This window comes from Priestia sp. Y58 (assembly GCF_029522095.1).
In the GTDB taxonomy this organism is placed as follows: domain Bacteria; phylum Bacillota; class Bacilli; order Bacillales; family Bacillaceae_H; genus Priestia; species Priestia megaterium_E.
Map to the genome: position 1 here is coordinate 162,115 of NZ_JAKWFL010000004.1, position 16,387 is coordinate 178,501.

Annotated in this window: 16 protein-coding genes; 8 read left to right on the forward strand and 8 right to left on the reverse strand. The window is 38.7% G+C overall.

Annotated features, from left to right (window positions below; translation table 11 throughout):
• Positions 1-36: 36 nt before the first annotated feature.
• Entirely contained in the window at positions 37-3,228 is a 3,192-nt protein-coding gene (locus MMB68_RS14090) for a S8 family peptidase (RefSeq protein WP_277549110.1), read from the reverse strand.
• A 453-nt stretch (positions 3,229-3,681) separates the two neighbouring features.
• On the opposite strand from MMB68_RS14090, the gene MMB68_RS14095 reads away from it, so the two are divergent.
• The 3 genes from MMB68_RS14095 (at position 3,682) to MMB68_RS14105 (ending at position 5,073) form a co-directional block, all read left to right on the forward strand.
• Positions 3,682-4,191 carry an SUKH-4 family immunity protein gene (locus MMB68_RS14095; RefSeq protein ID WP_223260128.1) on the forward strand — a complete coding sequence of 170 codons (510 nt, stop codon included), beginning with the start codon at positions 3,682-3,684 and terminating at the stop codon, positions 4,189-4,191.
• A gap of 143 nt (positions 4,192-4,334) precedes the next feature.
• Positions 4,335-4,613 carry a YesK family protein gene (locus MMB68_RS14100; RefSeq protein WP_277549111.1) on the forward strand — a complete coding sequence of 93 codons (279 nt, stop codon included), beginning with the start codon at positions 4,335-4,337 and terminating at the stop codon, positions 4,611-4,613.
• Between the two features lies 1 nt (position 4,614).
• The gene (locus tag MMB68_RS14105; protein WP_013055878.1) at positions 4,615-5,073 is read left to right on the forward strand and encodes a GNAT family N-acetyltransferase; all 459 of its coding nucleotides are present in this window, start codon (positions 4,615-4,617) and stop codon (positions 5,071-5,073) included.
• 57 nt (positions 5,074-5,130) lie between these two features.
• Here the strand turns inward: MMB68_RS14105 and MMB68_RS14110 are convergent, their stop codons facing one another.
• From MMB68_RS14110 to nagA, 6 genes are all read right to left on the reverse strand, one after another.
• Positions 5,131-5,265, reverse strand: coding sequence for a hypothetical protein (locus MMB68_RS14110; protein ID WP_260506576.1), 135 nt, complete (start codon positions 5,263-5,265; stop codon positions 5,131-5,133).
• Between the two features lie 99 nt (positions 5,266-5,364).
• Positions 5,365-5,877: a DUF6241 domain-containing protein gene (locus MMB68_RS14115; RefSeq protein WP_221813077.1), complete on the reverse strand. Its 513-nt coding sequence runs from the start codon at positions 5,875-5,877 to the stop codon at positions 5,365-5,367.
• 352 nt (positions 5,878-6,229) lie between these two features.
• Positions 6,230-6,955, reverse strand: coding sequence for an SIS domain-containing protein (locus tag MMB68_RS14120; RefSeq protein WP_269871773.1), 726 nt, complete (start codon positions 6,953-6,955; stop codon positions 6,230-6,232).
• A gap of 15 nt (positions 6,956-6,970) precedes the next feature.
• A complete protein-coding gene (locus MMB68_RS14125; RefSeq protein ID WP_025749507.1) occupies positions 6,971-7,696 on the reverse strand; it encodes a GntR family transcriptional regulator in 726 nt (241 codons plus the stop codon).
• Between the two features lie 143 nt (positions 7,697-7,839).
• Positions 7,840-8,571, reverse strand: a complete 732-nt coding sequence (gene nagB, locus MMB68_RS14130; protein WP_277448309.1) for a glucosamine-6-phosphate deaminase — start codon at positions 8,569-8,571, stop codon at positions 7,840-7,842.
• Positions 8,572-8,573: 2 nt separating this feature from the next.
• Positions 8,574-9,758, reverse strand: a complete 1,185-nt coding sequence (gene nagA, locus MMB68_RS14135) for an N-acetylglucosamine-6-phosphate deacetylase (protein ID WP_277549112.1) — start codon at positions 9,756-9,758, stop codon at positions 8,574-8,576.
• 330 nt (positions 9,759-10,088) lie between these two features.
• Here nagA and nagE point away from each other — a divergent pair, with 330 nt between their 5' ends.
• From nagE to MMB68_RS14155, 4 genes are all read left to right on the forward strand, one after another.
• The gene (gene nagE, locus MMB68_RS14140) at positions 10,089-11,966 is read left to right on the forward strand and encodes an N-acetylglucosamine-specific PTS transporter subunit IIBC (RefSeq protein ID WP_277549113.1); all 1,878 of its coding nucleotides are present in this window, start codon (positions 10,089-10,091) and stop codon (positions 11,964-11,966) included.
• 189 nt (positions 11,967-12,155) lie between these two features.
• Positions 12,156-12,872, forward strand: coding sequence for a DUF554 domain-containing protein (locus MMB68_RS14145; RefSeq protein ID WP_277549114.1), 717 nt, complete (start codon positions 12,156-12,158; stop codon positions 12,870-12,872).
• Positions 12,873-13,131: 259 nt separating this feature from the next.
• Positions 13,132-13,392: a VOC family protein gene (locus tag MMB68_RS14150; protein WP_277549115.1), complete on the forward strand. Its 261-nt coding sequence runs from the start codon at positions 13,132-13,134 to the stop codon at positions 13,390-13,392.
• Positions 13,393-13,471: 79 nt separating this feature from the next.
• The gene (locus MMB68_RS14155; protein ID WP_028407839.1) at positions 13,472-13,789 is read left to right on the forward strand and encodes a hypothetical protein; all 318 of its coding nucleotides are present in this window, start codon (positions 13,472-13,474) and stop codon (positions 13,787-13,789) included.
• A gap of 54 nt (positions 13,790-13,843) precedes the next feature.
• On the opposite strand, the gene MMB68_RS14160 is transcribed toward MMB68_RS14155, so the two are convergent.
• Complete coding sequence (locus MMB68_RS14160; RefSeq protein WP_057241684.1) at positions 13,844-14,161, reverse strand: iron-sulfur cluster biosynthesis family protein; 318 nt, start codon at positions 14,159-14,161, stop codon at positions 13,844-13,846.
• A 517-nt stretch (positions 14,162-14,678) separates the two neighbouring features.
• On the opposite strand from MMB68_RS14160, the gene MMB68_RS14165 reads away from it, so the two are divergent.
• Positions 14,679-16,373, forward strand: a complete 1,695-nt coding sequence (locus MMB68_RS14165) for a DUF6583 family protein (protein WP_277549116.1) — start codon at positions 14,679-14,681, stop codon at positions 16,371-16,373.
• The last annotated feature ends 14 nt before the right edge of the window (positions 16,374-16,387 follow it).

The following is a 16,387-nucleotide window of genomic DNA, read 5'->3' on the forward strand; positions in this document are numbered from 1 at the left end:
AAAGGCACTTGGCTTATGGCCAAGTGCCTTTTTTCTTTATTTTGTCACTGTTTTTGTTGTTGCTTTACTCGTATTATTTGCTTTGTCTTTTGCTGTTACGCTTAAAACTGTTTTTTCTTTTTGCTTTTTAATTTTTACTGAGTATTGTCCTTTGCTGTTAGCAGCAGCAGAGCCAATGCTTTTTTTGTTTACTGTTACTGTTACGGTAGCATTTGCTTCTGTTTTACCCGTTACAGTCGTGCTTTTTGTTGTGACAGCATTTACGCTTGGTGTAGCAGGCGGTGTTTTATCGCTTACTTTTACAGTCGTAGCTTTACTTGTGTTGTTGGCTGCGTCTGCTGCTGTTACGCTGATTGCTGTACCTGCTTTTTGTTTTTTAATTGTTATGCTGTACTGACCTTTTGCATTGGCTTTTGCTTTGCCAATTTCTTTGTTATTTACTTTGGCTACAACAGATGCATTTGCTTCCGTTGTTCCTTTAATAGCCGTATCCGCGTCGCTGACTGGATTTACTTTAGGTGCATTTGGAGCAATAACGTCACGCACCGTTACTTTTACTTCTTCACTTTCCTGTTTTTGGCTGTTTGTAGCCGTGATATATAAAACTGTATTTTCTTTTTGTTTTGGAATTTTCACTTTGAACGCGCCTTTTGCGTCAGCTTTTGCTGAAGCAATCACTTTCTTGGCGCTGTTTTTAACATTTACCGTAAAATTCGCTTTAGACGTTCCTGTTACATACTCATCTTTATTCGTGACCGCTTTTACCGCTGGTTTGGCAGGTGCTTTTTGAACAACTGCACGAATGCTCGTACTTGCTTTTCCGTTTGTGACAACTACTTGTAAAACGGTATCAGCTTTTTGAGCTGGAATGTTCATAGAGAACGTATTTTTTGCATCAGCTTTAACTGTGCCAAGTGTTTTTGAGCCGTTCATTACTTTAACAGTTGAACCGCTTTGAGCTTTACCTGTAACAATTTTTTGCGTGCTGGCAAACGTATTTACCTGCGCTTGCAGCTGCTGTGCACTTACCGCGCTGTACGCATTTAAACGTCCCCATCCTGATACGTAATCGTAGCCTGGAGCAGGGGGTTCTGCCGGACCTTCTTCATCATCGTATACAGGAGCATCTTTTTCATCAAATTTAATATCTTTAGCTGTATCCGTTAGGCGTTTTTCAACGTCTTTTGGCTTTAAGCCTGGGTTTTGGGATAGTAATAATCCCGCAACGGCTGCCACGTGAGGCGTTGCCATTGATGTTCCGCTTAAATAAGTGACGTTTCCGTCTGGAACAAGACTTGGAATATCAGAGCCAGGAGCTGTAATATCTAATCCTTTTCCGTAGTTTGAGTAGTCAGATACGATATCTAAACGGTTTGATGCGCCTACTGAAATCGCATAGGCAGATGAAGCAGGGTAAGAGAGCTCTTCCATACCGTCGTTTCCACTTGCAGCTACAACCGTTACGTTATGATCGTATGCGTATTTTAACGAATATTCAAGCACGCGGCTGTAAGATCCGCCAAGGCTTAAGTTAATAACTTTTGCACCGTGATCAACCGCGTATTTAATACCGTACGCAATTTGTTCTGTATCTCCGCTTCCAGATGCATCTAGAATTTTAACCGGTAAAATTTTTGCGTGAGAATTAATGCCGGCCATTGAATAGTTATTATTTGCAGAGGCTGCGATAATACCTGCTACGTGAGTTCCGTGTCCGTTGTCATCAGTTGCATTTGACGAACGATCCACGTAGTTATAGCCTGTCTTTGTATCCACCACGCCTTTTAAATCAGCTAGTGATGAATCGACGCCCGTATCCGCAACGGCAATAACTGTATCTTTTAATTTTTGACCGTTTAGTAATTTTTCAAGCGATTCATATTGAATATCGGCATGTTGAGTGCCATCATTTTTACCCGTGTTGTTTAATGACCATTGATACGAATATTGTGAATCCATCGAAAGAGCGTGGTACTCTTGAACCGGCTCGATGAATTCAGTTTCAGGAAGTGCCTGAATTTGTTTTGCCGTCATTTTACCTTGAGCAGATGACGTGCTGAAGCTTTTTGCATTACTGTCATCTAATTGAATAACAAACATATTATCAAAAGAAGCAGCTGATTGTTTTAATGGATTAATAGATTCAATGCTTGCTGATTTTGACTGTGCTTTTGTTTTGAATGATTTAGCATTTGCACCATCTTTTAATTTAACAATATAGCGAGTTTCAGCTTTTGTTGAAACGCTGTTTGCACTGACTAACTTAGCTCTTACTAATACAGACGATACGTTTAAGTCCGTTACGTCTTTTAATTTTGTCTGTGCTGCTACTTTTTCCAAGTCTTTCTTTAAAGCAGCCGGAACGGATTTATAAGCGATGCTGTATAAATCATTGATTGCTTTTTGATCAGCACTTGTAATCATATATGTGCTTGATGCGCCGTTTTTCGCTACATCTGTAAATAGACCCTTTAGCTGAACTAAATCTTTGTATACTTGTTCACGCATCGATTTATCAATAATCATTTTAGAACTGATAAACGGAGCGGCTTTGTAGTAAAGAGAAGAAAGGTCTTTTCCGCTTGCTGTTTTTGAAAGCACAGCGTCGCGAATCGTACGCAAATCTTTTAAAATACCTTTTCCGTTTTCTTTTTGGCTTGTACTTAATTCAGCCGGGCATTCTTCTTCCATCATTTGAGAAGGAGGAAGTGAAGCGCCTTCATAGCTGATTGTGTAAGGAATTTCTGTTTTTAATTCCGGTTGAGGTTCAGAAGGTGTTTTTCCATCTTCTTCTGTATCGTCTTCGATGATGATATCTTCATCTCCATAATACTCAACTTTCACATAATAAGGGCCAGTCCAGGCGATTGGAAAATCTAGCTGAGCAGGCTCGTCTTTGTAAGAGTATCCCATATAACGGTCAAATGCCACGTTGTTTTTGGCATTTTCAAGACTGGAGTAAACCGTGATGTTTACTTCATCATCACTTTGAAGCTTAATTCGGTAGTGTGAAAACTTTGCTACCTCTTGCTTAGAAGGATTAATTTTGTACCAATGTGTTTGTTCTGGTTCTGTAAATGTTCCTTTTGCTGCTTTACCAATGCTTAATGTTTTTTCATTAGCAGGAGGATTGCCTGCCGCTTGTGTTTTCAGTAAGCCTAATTGGCTAAAACACAAGGTGAACATTAAAGCAAAAGCAATAAAACGATAAATTGACCCTTTTTTCATGTTAAACCTCCAAAAAATATAGTAAAAAACAGGAATTACATACCTATTAAACCATAAAGTTTAAAAACTTGTAAATAATTACTGTTGCTTATTTTAGTATTTTGTCAAGTTATTAATCTCGCATAAGAAATGGTGAGATAAGTCCTAGTTGCAAAAAGTAGAAAAAATTGGAATAATAAAGATTGAGCCTGTTTATAAGAGGCGAAAGTACGCTGAAAAGGAAAGAAGGGAATGAGAATTATTTTTAAAAGCAGAATCTGTTGGAGAAAATCTGATCGGTTTCTTTTTACCTGTGTTTATAAAGAGGAAATCGGGCTATATAAATAAAGATTGGAAAAAATTTCAGTCTAATTAAGTTCATTTGTAGCATATAATACGAGCTGGATTTCTTTTATAATAAACAAAAGCAAAGAAAGAGCAAATGGTGAAAAGGAGTGAAAGAAGTTGTCAAATGTGATGCAACGACAAGAAAAACGAATGAAGTTTGATGCCGAACAGCTTGCACCCCTTGATATTGATAAAGAGACAAAGAAGTTGCTAACAGAAAAAGGATTGCCCAAAGAAGCTTCACCATTTCTAGAGTTCGTTTCATCCAAAGGAAAGCTAACAACGCTATGCGAAACATTTGAGTTATCATCTCGCTACCAGCACTATTGGTTTTTAGGAACAACAGGGGCTGGAGATCCAATTTGTCTTCATCAAAAAAACGGTTCGGTTGTGCTGCTCGATACGTCCAATGATGACTGCGAGCGCTTTGTTAATACAACTTTTCCGCAGTTTTTAGCATGCTTAGATGTGTTTGAAGAGCTAGTAGAAGAAACGATTCAAGCTAACGGAGAATCTGCATACTTAGAGAGACACATTCCTGCTGAGGTGCTGCAGAGATGCAAAAAACGCATGAATGAAATTGATGAAGCTTGCTTAGCCACTTATTCTTTTTGGTTCAAAGAACTTTCTTTTTAATAATATAGTAGAAAAATAGACATGACCGCTTTGGTCATGTCTATTTAGTTGTGGCTGCAGGGCTATTAATATAGATAGAATAAATAAAAATGATAGTATATAATGGATATAAATTCCTTTTTTAGAGAAGGAGGAAGGTGTAAATGATTTCTTTATTTGGATTAATGGGTGCTTTCTTTGTGCTGCTTGCTGGTGCGTCGTATTTCTTCTATAGAAAGAACTCGCCCGTGCAGTACGGAATTTCACTTAGCAGCATGATAATAAGTATATTTCTATTTCTATATAGCATATTTGGAGTTGGTGGCTTTGAAGGAATGAGTCTTGGTGCTTTAGCGGCTGCTTTGTTTTTGGCGTCGGTTCTGAGCTTGTTCGTCAGTGTTCTTTTTAACATCATAAATAGACACGGGAAAGGTGCTGTGTGAAATGGGAGAAATAACCTTTAGAGAAGCAGTGCGGGAAGATTTAGATCAAATTGTTGGAATGCTCGCTGATGATATGCTCGGAAGCAAACGAGAACGCTATGAATTACCGCTTCCAGACTGTTATGTTCAAGCATTTCAGGCAATTGATGCGGATCCAAACAATGAACTGATTGTCGCATGTAAAGATAGTGAAGTAATAGGTGTTCAACAAATAACCTTTACGCCCCACATTGCACGACAAGGCGGGTGGAGAGCCACGATTGAAGGAGTTCGAACCGCTTCGTCACAGCGCGGAAAAGGGGTTGGCTATCAGCTGATTACATGGGCGATTGAACGAGCGAAAGAACGTAATTGTCAGTTAGTACAATTAACAACGGACAAGGAACGATCGGAGGCTTTGCGTTTTTATCAAAAGCTTGGGTTCACAGCTTCTCATGAAGGATTAAAGCTCCATTTATAATAGGGTGCTAATGGTTATGAACATAAAATAATAAGTATAGATGAGCTGGACTGCTTATTACACCGCAGTTGATTTCCGTGCAAGACTTCGCTTTCCGCGGGCGGCCGCTGAGCCTCCTCGTCGCTTGCGCTCCTGCGGGGTCTCACCCCTTCCGCTTTTCCCGCAGGAGTCTTCGTCTTGCTCTCCAATCAACTGCTAGAAGCAACTAAACAGATTAAATTTGCGTTCATCCTGCAACAAAAATACTTTTTTCTCAGCCGTTTTTTTTTGCGTCTAGCTTACTGCAAGAAACTAACGGAAATTGTTTTTAATAAATGTTTTTTCATCCGATTCGCTGAGTCTGCCGGTTGCTTCTCCAATGTTGCCTCCTTGAAGGGTCCAAAAATAATTATGATCTTCTACTACCTTACTAAAATCATTATTCTCCCATCTATTTAAAATTTGAAGAAGCTGAGCTTTATGTTCAAATTCATTTATCTCTAATACATGTTTAACTTTTTGAATATTAGCCGAAGTCATTTCAACTGCGCCCCATTTATCAGGAGAATATACTTTTTGATGAGTCATTTTATGCATCGTTTCAATGACTGTTTCTTCACTTGTAGATTGATTCAGTTCAACTTCGGGCTCAGGCGTTCCTCCTATGTATGAGACTTGCTCTTCTAATTGTTGGTCTTTTTCCTTACTTTCTTTAGCTGCTGGAAAGGCAGATTTAGTATGGAAAGCGCTAATCAACCCAACACCTAATGCAATAATTACCGTACAGCAGGCTGCTATAAATGTCCAAAATAAAATCTTCTTCATAAAACGTTAGCTCCTCACTTCATAAAAAAATATGTATATATACCTAATTATGTATAAGTATAAACTTATTTGCTAGTATAGTAAATATAAGGTACTAGTATATTGCCATTTTAGTAGGTAGTGAGAATGACACGAAGTGGAGTAGCAGTACGGACAATTATTGTTTGACACTTAAAGTATAAAAGAGTATAATTATGTTAAACATAGTAATTATGTCGGATAAGTAGGTTATGGTGCTGTGAACAAGACTTCTACTGATAAAGAGGAGATCTAGTCCAAATCGTACAGTCCGACTTTGATGAGATGCTTTCAAGCATCTTTTTTTTGTGCAAAAAAACAGCCGCAGGGGCTGTTATAGGGCAGTAATTCTTCCTTTGTAAGCATCAATCAACCGCTGGTTATGTTCATCTGAACCTTCCATGTTTCCGCTTAAAAAGACAGGAGGCGTGATGCGGCGGCTGAGCAGTTTTTGAATGGTTCTAGATAGGATATCGTTTAAGATAGCGCCTCCAATTACAGTAGAACCAGAAGCGAAAGAAATGTCTTGCTGATGAAGAAGAACGTCTCCTTTTGGAATATGATTATTAATAACAAGATCCACGACATCATGAAGGTATTTTCCGCTTTTATGTCGCGAAGCCCGGCTCGTGGCATAAGAAGGAGAGGTAAGCCCGATAACAAAGGCGCCTTTTTCTTTTGCAATTAAGGCCACATCAATTGGAACGGGATTTACGCCCGACGTAGAAATCACAATCATGATATCGCCTGGTACGATATCTTCTTTTTCCATAAAGGTATTTGCATAGTCGTTTTTACGCTCTAGCTGTGAAGAGCGCGAAGCTCCTTTATGAAGCATCAGTTCTTCTACAAAAATAGGATGAATCGGTGCAAGCCCTCCGGAACGGTAAAACACTTCTTCTGTTAAAATATGAGAATGACCGCACCCAAATAAATGAATGAGGTGATGAGAAGCTAATTGCTGTGAAATTTTCTCGGCTGCGGATTCTATTGCCTGCTGTTCATGCGTCTCCACTTTAGCAAGCAGTTTTGTTAGTTCCTGTAGATATAAACTAGACATAAAAAAACTCCTTAGTTAAGATCGTGTCATGTTAATCGTAAACTTATAGCGGTCTGCTCTGTACGAAGACTTCACCACTTCAAGCGGCGTGCCGTCTTGCAAATACGTATTTCTTTGAATCAATAGAACGGGTGAATATGAGCTGATTCCAAGATGCTTCACTTCGGTTTCAGAAGCTAAAATGGATTCTAACGTTTGATTGGCTTCGCCAATTTTCAGCCCGAGCTCTTCTTCAATATAGCGGTAGAGAGAGTCATTAACAATGGATTCTGTTAATCCTTTGACTAAGTTAGCGGATACATACACGCTTTCGAGCGCCATTGGCACGTCGTCAGCTAAACGAATACGCTTGATTTCATAAACAGGTGCATGAAGAGAAATGTGCAGCTGCTCGGCAATTTTTTCTGAAGCCGCAATGATTTCAAAACTTAGCAATTTACTGCTTGGCACCATTCCGCGCGCTTTCATATCTTCTGTAAAACTCGTTAATCCAACGAGCTGCTGCTCCAGTTTTTTTTCAGATACAAAGGTACCGCGGCCTTTTTGACGATATAAATAACCGTCGTTTACTAAATTGTTAATTGCTTGGCGAACGGTCATTCTGCTGATTTCAAATCGTTCTGCAAACTCTCGTTCAGAAGGAAGCGAATCATTTGGTTTTAACTCTCCGTTTTCAATTTGTTTTTTTAACTGTTCTTCAATTTGATAATAAATCGGAAGAGGTGAGCTTTTATCAATCACTTAAGTTCTCTCCTTTATGTAAACCTCCTCATCTAAAAAGACGAGGAGGTATGTTATCTATATATGCTCTAACTAATAGTCAAATATCTTTCTTTCATAAAGACGGATTGATTATAGCCAGGGCAGGCTACTTGACTATTCTTTCAAAGGTTCACTTTAGCTAAAGCTTCTTGGTCCGCAATAATTGTAACACAGTGATGCTTCTTTAAAATAGAAGCAGGAAAGTCTTCTGTGATTTCTCCGTTAAGCAGTTGGTACATGGCTTCTGCTTTGGCTTCCCCGGAGATAAGCAGTAAAATTTCTTTGCTTTTCATAATTGATTCAATTCCCATTGTAATAGCCTGAGTAGGCACTTCGTCAAGAGAATTAAAGTAGCGCGCATTGGCTTTTCGAGTTGACTCTTCTAACGTCACAATATGAGTAGGAGAGTTGAATGACGTACCAGGTTCGTTAAAGCCAATATGTCCGTTTTGGCCGATTCCAAGAATCTGAAGGTCAATGCCTCCGTGATTTTGAATCATTTCATCGTAGCGGCGGCATTCTTCTTCAGGCGTATCAGCCAGCCCGTTAGGAACGTGCGTGTTGCTTACGTCAATATCAATGTGATTAAATAACGCATCTGCCATATAGTAGTGATAGCTGTTTGGATCTTGCGGCTTCATTCCGACATATTCATCTAAGTTAAAGGAAGTAACGTGTTTGTAAGACGTGCCGTGCTCTTTATGATCTTGAATTAAACGATCATATAATCCTTTCGGTGTGCCTCCCGTTGCAAGTCCCAGATTCATATTTGGTTTTTTATGAAGTTTGCTAATCAGCATATCAGCTGCTTTTGCACTCATTTCACTGTAGTTTTTCACTTGGATGATATTCATTGTTAGTCCTCCTTTTGAAAGCTCAATGTGCCTCGGCAAAATGTCATTTCAACATCTAAGTTTTCATTTAACACCACGATATCCGCATCTTTTCCAATTTTGAGACTTCCTTTTGTATCAAACAGATTAAGCTGTTTTGCTGGGTTTTCAGCAGTCATTTTTACGATGTCTTCCAATGAGCAGTTCGTAAAGCTCATCGTGTTTTTAATTGCATCGTTCATCTTTAAGATGCTTCCCGCTAACGTTCCATCTGCAAGGGTAGCCGTTGTGTCGTTTACGTGAACAGGCTGTCCTCCTAAATCATACGTACCGTTTTTTAGACATTTGGCACGAAGAGAATCCGTGATAAGAATCATGCGTTCACTTGTGATTTGATCGTACGCAAGCTTGACCATTTCAGGTCGGCAGTGGATGCCGTCTGTAATGAGCTCTACAAATAATTCATCTCTCAAATAAGCGGCGCCTAATACGCCCGGCTCTCTATGGTGAAGGCCGCGCATGCCGTTATATAAGTGCGTAATATGAGACGCTCCGGCTTCGATAGCTTCATCAACTTGATCATATGTGCTATCAGAATGGCCAATAGAAGCGACAACGTTTGTTTCTTTTAAATAAGAAGTAAGCGCTAAGCCGTTTGGCTGCTCTGGAGCTAATGTGACAAGTTTAATATGTCCTCCGGCTGCTTTTTGCCATTCTTGAAACAGTGACACATTTGGATCTTGAATGTGAGTAGGCGGCTGTGCACCCGCACGTTTTGGTGAAATAAACGGACCTTCTAAGTGAATACCCACTACTTCAGCATCTTGATCTGTCTGTTCTTCAATATAAGCGCCCGCATTGCGAAGTGCTTTTTCAACCGCTTCATTTGATTGCGTCATAGTGGTTGCTAAAAAGCTTGTTGTACCTTCTTTAGGAAGCGTGCGCGCCATTGTTTTTAATGCTTCTGCAGTACCGTCCATAGCGTCCGCATTGTTCACGCCATGAATATGCACATCAATGGCACCAGGAATGACTTTATAGGAAGGAGAAAGCTCAATCACATGATCTTTTGGCTGACCTACGTATTGATGGATCTCTCCGATTTCAGTAATTTTCTTGTTCGTTAGTTTAATATACCCGTTTTTTAATGTCTGATTTTCACTATAAACGGTTACATTATAAATAATGATGGATGAATGTGTATCCATACATACACTCCTTTGCTCGTGGTATTGATTTAAGTGTAACGCTTTTTGGAATAGTTGTCTAGACCAGTTAATTCTTTTTTGTGAACTAGAAAGTTTTGTAAGGGCTTTTAACATTGATATAGAAAGGTTTTTAAAAAGAAAATTGGTATAGACAACTATATATTTTATGTGCTAGTATGAGTCCATGCAGTAAAACCGCCGTTATTTCAGCTGATGATGATGTAATCATAGGCCGGGACGAATGCGGTAACTTGTCATCCGATAAATATTGTTACGAAAATCCTTGCTCGTAACATCGGGTTAAATACGTTATACAAAGGGGATAGAAACATGCTGAATTTTTTACAACGTATTGGTAAATCGCTTATGCTGCCAATCGCAGTATTACCTGCTGCGGCATTGCTTCTTCGTTTGGGTCAAAAGGACTTATTAGATATTCCATTTATGGCTCAAGCCGGAGATGCGATTTTTGCGAATTTAGCACTACTGTTTGCACTCGGAATTGCTGTAGGACTTTCAAAAGATGGAAGCGGCGCAGCAGCACTTGCCGGAGTCGTCGGTTATTTTGTGTTAACAAAAGGAACTGTAGCTATTGATAAAGATATTAACATGGGTGTACTCGGCGGGATTGTCTCAGGGGTAACAGCTGGTTTACTATACAATCGTTTCTCAGCGATTAAGCTGCCAGAGTGGCTCGGCTTCTTTGCAGGAAAGCGGTTTGTACCGATTATTACTTCAGTCGTTATGCTTGCGCTTGCAGGAATCTTTGGGGTTATTTGGCCGCCGATTCAAGATCAAATTAACAACTTAGGAACGTGGATTACAGGAGCAGGAGCTCTTGGAGCAGGTATATACGGATTTTTAAACCGTCTATTGATTCCAATTGGACTGCATCACGTATTAAACAGCTTAGTATGGTTTGTGTTCGGAGACTATCACGGCGTAACGGGAGATTTGAATCGCTTCTTTAAAGGAGATCCAACGGCAGGAACATTTATGTCTGGATTCTTCCCGGTTATGATGTTTGGTTTACCGGCAGCAGCGCTTGCGATGATCGCAGCAGCTAAAAAAGAAAAGCGCAAACAAGTCAGCGGTATGTTAATTGGACTTGCTGTTACTTCTTTTTTAACGGGAATTACGGAACCAATTGAATTTCTATTTATGTTCGTAGCACCGCTATTATACGTTATTCATGCCGTTTTAACAGGAATTTCGATGGCTTTAGCCGTTGCTCTTGGCATTCACGCTGGATTTGGATTTTCAGCAGGGGCCATTGATTTCTTCTTAAACTATGGAATTTCACAAAAACCGCTTCTGTTAGCGGGAATTGGAATTGTATATGCAGTCATTTACTTTGTCATTTTCTACACGCTCATCAAAGCATTAAATTTAAAAACACCGGGACGTGAAGATGATGAAGAAGTAGACACATCAAACGAAACGGTTGTGGCAACAGGCGATAAATATGTGGATATGGCGTCGTATTTTATTGAAGATTTAGGCGGAAAAGAAAACTTAACCGTAATTGATAACTGTGCGACTCGTCTTCGTTTACAAGTAGGTGATGCTAGCAACATTAACGAAGCTGCCTTAAAGCGCCACGGAGCGAGAGGAATCATGAAGCTCAGCAAAACAAATGTTCAAGTCATTGTCGGAACAGAAGTAGAGTTCGTTGCAGACGCAATGAATCAGCTAGTTAAATACGGCACAGCGTCAACCGCTGCACCTGTTGAACAACAGGCTGTTCAAGCAGATGCACACACAGAGTTTGTGTTACCGTTTGAAGGTGTAGTAAAGCCGCTTAGTGAAGTAGAAGATCAAGTATTTTCACAAAAGATGATGGGTGACGGTTTTGCGATTGAACCGATTGAAGGAACGCTCGTATCACCGATTAACGGTGAAGTCATGACCGTGTTCCCAACAAAACATGCGATTGGCTTAAAAACAGTAGAAGGAATTGAAATCCTGATTCACGTTGGATTAGATACTGTGAATTTAAAAGGAGAAGGATTTCAAGCGCTTGTTCAAGAAGGTGACAGCGTTCAACAAGGAACACCTCTTTTACAGGTGGATTTAGAGTATGTTAAAAAGCATGCACCGTCTATTGTGACACCGGTTGTATTTACCAACTTGCCAGCGGATAAAGAAGTGAAGCTGTTAAAAACAGGCTACCAAAAGCAAGGTACAAAAGACGTTATTACATTTTAATAAAAAGGCTGGAACAAATGTGTTTTAGTTAAAGATCCGAATGATTCATCGTTCGGATCTTTTTCTTTTCTTCATAATTGCAAGAATTTTGTGTTAAAATTTAGTGTGTTTGATACAGCTAGTGCAGAGCAGAGAGGGAGTAGAACAAATGAAAACAGAAACGGCATTATTCAGAGTAAAGGTGACAGCATGTTTATTATAGGAGCATTAGTAAATGGACTAGCGATTGTTGTAGGAACATTAATGGGCAAGCTTGCTCACCGCATTCCTGAAAAAGTAAGCGTGACAGTGATGCAAGTGATGGGTTTATCCGTTATCACGCTCGGTTTGCAAATGGGCTTTAAAAGTCATCAGTTTTTAATTGTAATTTTGAGCTTAGCCATCGGAGCGGTTATTGGTGAGTTCATTGATTTAGATGAAAAGCTAAACCTTTTAGGCAATATGATTGAACGAAAATTTCAATCACCGCAAAATGACAAGCAAACATTCAGTATTTCACAGGGCTTTGTAACAGGGACGTTAATCTTTGTCATTGGAGCGATGGCGATTGTCGGGGCATTAGACAGCGGAATACGCGGCGATCACAGCGTATTGTTTACAAAAGCGGTGATGGATGGATTTATCTCATTATTATTAACGACTACGCTTGGAATAGGCGTCATTTTCTCAGCAGTGCCCGTGTTTCTATACGAAGGCATCATTGCGTTATTTGCCACGCAAATCAATGCGGTCGTGCCGCAAGATTTAATGAATAGTATCATTGCCGAAGTCACAGGAGTAGGGGGCGTATTAATTTTAGCGATTGGAATTAATTTATTAGAAATTATTAAAATTAAAGTTGCGAATTTACTGCCTTCGATTTTAATTGCGGTTGTGATTGTAGTTGTACAGCATACATATTTTTGAAAAAACGTTGCGCATGGTTCTGTTTGTGAATCAGCATTGAAGCTAATGGAAGTATTATAAAATAAATGGACAATCTATCTTATTCTGATATTTGCACTTATTCTGATATTTGCACTTAGATTAAAAAACAAAAAGGAGGGTAAAAATGCCGAGTCCTGTTTTCAACAAAATGAATACGGTATTTATCCACGTATCTCATTTAAAAACTTCAGTAAAATGGTATAGCGAGTTATTGAATCAAGAATAAAAGATAAGCGAGGTGAAGAACCCCGTTTATAATCTTAACATTGATGGAGAAACAGGGTTAACACTAGACGCGGGTCCTGAAGGAACAGAAAAACAAATAGTGGCTAGTCTCCATCCAATTTTTAATTTCCATACGGAAGATATTAAAGAAGCGTATGAATTTGTTAAAGAGCTGGGCTATACGATTGATTCTCCGATTACTTCTTTTGAGGATTTTTCGTTTTTTACTATAAAAGATCCGGATGGACATGTGGTCATGATTTGTACAGGTTAAGTCGTTAGCTCCAGAAGTTTGAGGTATAGTATACTAATAATAAAACCCTAATGAGATGAAGTAAGGAGAAATACTGCTTATGAAAGATAATCAACAGATTACAGCTCTTATTGCTGCACAAGTGGAGAAGTTAGCACGTCAATTTGGCTATGACTTTTTATCTGAAAAACAAGGGGATCAAACGCTTTGTCAAATTCTTCAGCGAGATGAAGACGGATCTATTTTGGCAACGCCGCTTAGTTTTCATTTACATATGAATGAAGACAAAGGAACGGGAGATATTATTTACTACCATGAACAAGGGGAATTTAAGCGTCAGCAAGTGAATGTATATGAAGAAAATAGCCTTGTGAACGTTTTGTTATTTATCCAAGAGCGGTTGAAGGTCAATCGATAAAAACGATTGTACTAACATATGCAAGAAAAAAAGCAGGGAGCTCCCTGTTTTTTTCTATGAATTAATATAGCGTAGTCCTACGCGATTATTAAAAATTTGGTTGTGATTTTTAAAGACAAAAGCACCTGCTGCGTGATCAATCACCAGCTCATTGTCGTACACTTCTTCCATGTCATCATCAACAATAAATTCTAAGTCTTCAACCGTTACAACTTTTTCATAGGGTTGAAGGCTGCGCTTTGAGATGATCTTCATTTCATAAATTGTATTAACAATATCGCAGCTTCCCCGATCAAAAGAAAGCTGGATCATTTGATTTTGTTCTACGTTCCGCAACGCTTCTTTTGCAGAAGGGGTGACGCGTATATTCATAATGATATCCTCCTTTTTCTATCCTCAAATTAAATTGTGTAAAATGTATTTAGCAATACTTTACTCGATGTTTATATCACCGGCAAGAAAAAAGCTTTCTTATATTTATTGTTTCCCTTTCGAACCAGAACAAAACGCTGCTTTTTTTATCATGTTTTCATAAAGACGTACATAGATATCACCTGTATGTGATTAAAGGAAAAAGAGATTAGCTATAGAAAAACTGCGCTTCGTAATTCTTAGGTGTAAATGCTTAATTATAGGAATATATTGTAAAAATACAAGAAGATAAGTCATTTACCTATTTTAATAGTTATTGAGATAGTTTTGAATAATTGGTTTTATTTTCAATATATTGGGTACTTAAGTAGAGTACTTTGCACACGATATTGCACCGAAAGACATCGGTTTATCGGACTAATTATTGTCTTATTTTGTCGAAGTAGTAGAATTTATGGAAACCTTTCCTTATCATGTACAAAGTGACTAACAAAATACATAGGAGGTTCTGGTGTAGATGAGTGAGAAAGATCAAAACAGAACAACAGACGAAACAGCGGCTTCGCTAGAAACAGCGCCCGCCCCCAAAAAAGCGCCGGCTAAATGGATTATCATTTTAGCAGCTTTGATTGTGATTATTGGAGGAGCAATTACATTTGCTACGGTATTTAAAAAATCTCCTAAGCAATTATACTTAATTTCTGAAGTAAATACGTATCAAAAAGCAGCAGATGAATTAGAAACGAAGTACAGTGAAACGGTGGCTTATCAGGAAAAAGCGATGAAGCAGCCTTCTACTACAAATGCTACTATCAAAGGCGGCTTTAACATGGATTCACTTTCGTATGATCCAAGCTTTAAAATGATTCAAGATCTTATCAGTAAAGCTGAAATTAAAATTAAAGCGGAACAAGATCCGAAAAAAAGTGAAGGATACGGTTCACTGGCTCTTAATATCGGCGGTTCAAAAGCGCTTGACCTAGAAGGCTTTCAAACGAAAGAAAGAATAGGCTTTAAAGCCCCGATTCTAGCAAATGAATATTTCTATTTAAACTTAGACGAATATGGACAGGTAGCGCGTAAGTTCGATCCTTCTTACTCAGGTCCTGAAACGCTTGATATTAACACGAGCAACGTGAGTTTAGAAGACTTAAAGTTAACGGAAAAAGAAAAAACCTACATTGCAAAAGAGTACGGAACGTTCATTTATGATGAACTAGACAGCGATTATTTTACAAAAGAAAAAAATGTGGATTATAAAACAAATGGCAAAACGCTTCAGTTAACAAGCGTGACGCTTAACATGTCTGACAAAGAAACAAAACAATTTATGGATAAGCTTATTGCGAAGGTAGCAAAAGATGACAAGCTTCATACCATCTATGCAAATCACGTATCTAAGCTGTTTAAATCTTCGGCAGCAACGAATCCAGAATTAAAAGATATGGCAGATCCAAAAGAATTGAAAAAATCAGTAAAAGAAAGTCTTCAAGACTTCCAAAAAGAAGCAAAAGATACGACTTACCCTGGCGGTGTGAAATCAACTGTGTACGTTCAAGATGATGTTGTGGTAGCTCGCGATATGGACATGGGCGTAAAAAATGCTTCTAACGATAAAGGCAAACTTAACGTGGTGACTAAAAATGTTCCATATGAAGATAACAAAACGGCTAAGCAGTTTAAAGCAGTTCTAGCGGATAGCACTACCGATGATGCGTTTACGTTTGATATGAAAAATGACGTAACAACGGAAAGTGAAAAACGAAAAGAAAACATGTCTATTCATTTGTTAACAAAAGATTCAAAAGATGAAGACACGAATATGACGTTTAAAATGGATTCGGTCATCAATGGTAAAACCGATGCGAAACAAACGGCTGACCGTACTTTCTCTTTAGACTTAGGTGATCAAGAAGATCTAGTAGTAAACGGGGAAGTAAAGCAGAATCAAGCAATCAGTGCTTCAAAAGGAAAAGCAGATTATTCGTTTGATATTCGTACAAAAATAGGACCAAAAGCAGATCCGGCAAACGTTACGTTAAAAATTGACTCTGCTTCTCAATTAAAAAAATCAGCAGCTATTCCAGAGCTTGACGCATCTAATGCAACAAACGTAAAAGATGTAACCCCTGAAGATATGCTGTCGATTCAAGAAAATTTCGCTAAAAATGTTCAAGGTCTCATGATGAATATGGGAACCGCTGGTTACTAAAAGGTGCAAAGCAG

What these genes read in the sequence shown, in the direction of transcription:
- nagE (WP_277549113.1), top strand. Translation starts at nt 10,089, where the DNA reads ATGCTGAATTTTTTACAACGTATTGGTAAATCGCTTATGCTGCCAATC.
- MMB68_RS14155 (WP_028407839.1), top strand. Translation starts at nt 13,472, where the DNA reads ATGAAAGATAATCAACAGATTACAGCTCTTATTGCTGCACAAGTGGAG.
- nagB (WP_277448309.1), bottom strand. Translation starts at nt 8,571, where the DNA reads ATGAATATCATCCAAGTGAAAAACTACAGTGAAATGAGTGCAAAAGCA.
- MMB68_RS14105 (WP_013055878.1), top strand. Translation starts at nt 4,615, where the DNA reads ATGGGAGAAATAACCTTTAGAGAAGCAGTGCGGGAAGATTTAGATCAA.
- MMB68_RS14115 (WP_221813077.1), bottom strand. Translation starts at nt 5,877, where the DNA reads ATGAAGAAGATTTTATTTTGGACATTTATAGCAGCCTGCTGTACGGTA.
- MMB68_RS14160 (WP_057241684.1), bottom strand. Translation starts at nt 14,161, where the DNA reads ATGAATATACGCGTCACCCCTTCTGCAAAAGAAGCGTTGCGGAACGTA.
- MMB68_RS14090 (WP_277549110.1), bottom strand. Translation starts at nt 3,228, where the DNA reads ATGAAAAAAGGGTCAATTTATCGTTTTATTGCTTTTGCTTTAATGTTC.
- nagA (WP_277549112.1), bottom strand. Translation starts at nt 9,758, where the DNA reads ATGGATACACATTCATCCATCATTATTTATAATGTAACCGTTTATAGT.
- MMB68_RS14100 (WP_277549111.1), top strand. Translation starts at nt 4,335, where the DNA reads ATGATTTCTTTATTTGGATTAATGGGTGCTTTCTTTGTGCTGCTTGCT.
- MMB68_RS14165 (WP_277549116.1), top strand. Translation starts at nt 14,679, where the DNA reads ATGAGTGAGAAAGATCAAAACAGAACAACAGACGAAACAGCGGCTTCG.
- MMB68_RS14120 (WP_269871773.1), bottom strand. Translation starts at nt 6,955, where the DNA reads ATGTCTAGTTTATATCTACAGGAACTAACAAAACTGCTTGCTAAAGTG.
- MMB68_RS14145 (WP_277549114.1), top strand. Translation starts at nt 12,156, where the DNA reads ATGTTTATTATAGGAGCATTAGTAAATGGACTAGCGATTGTTGTAGGA.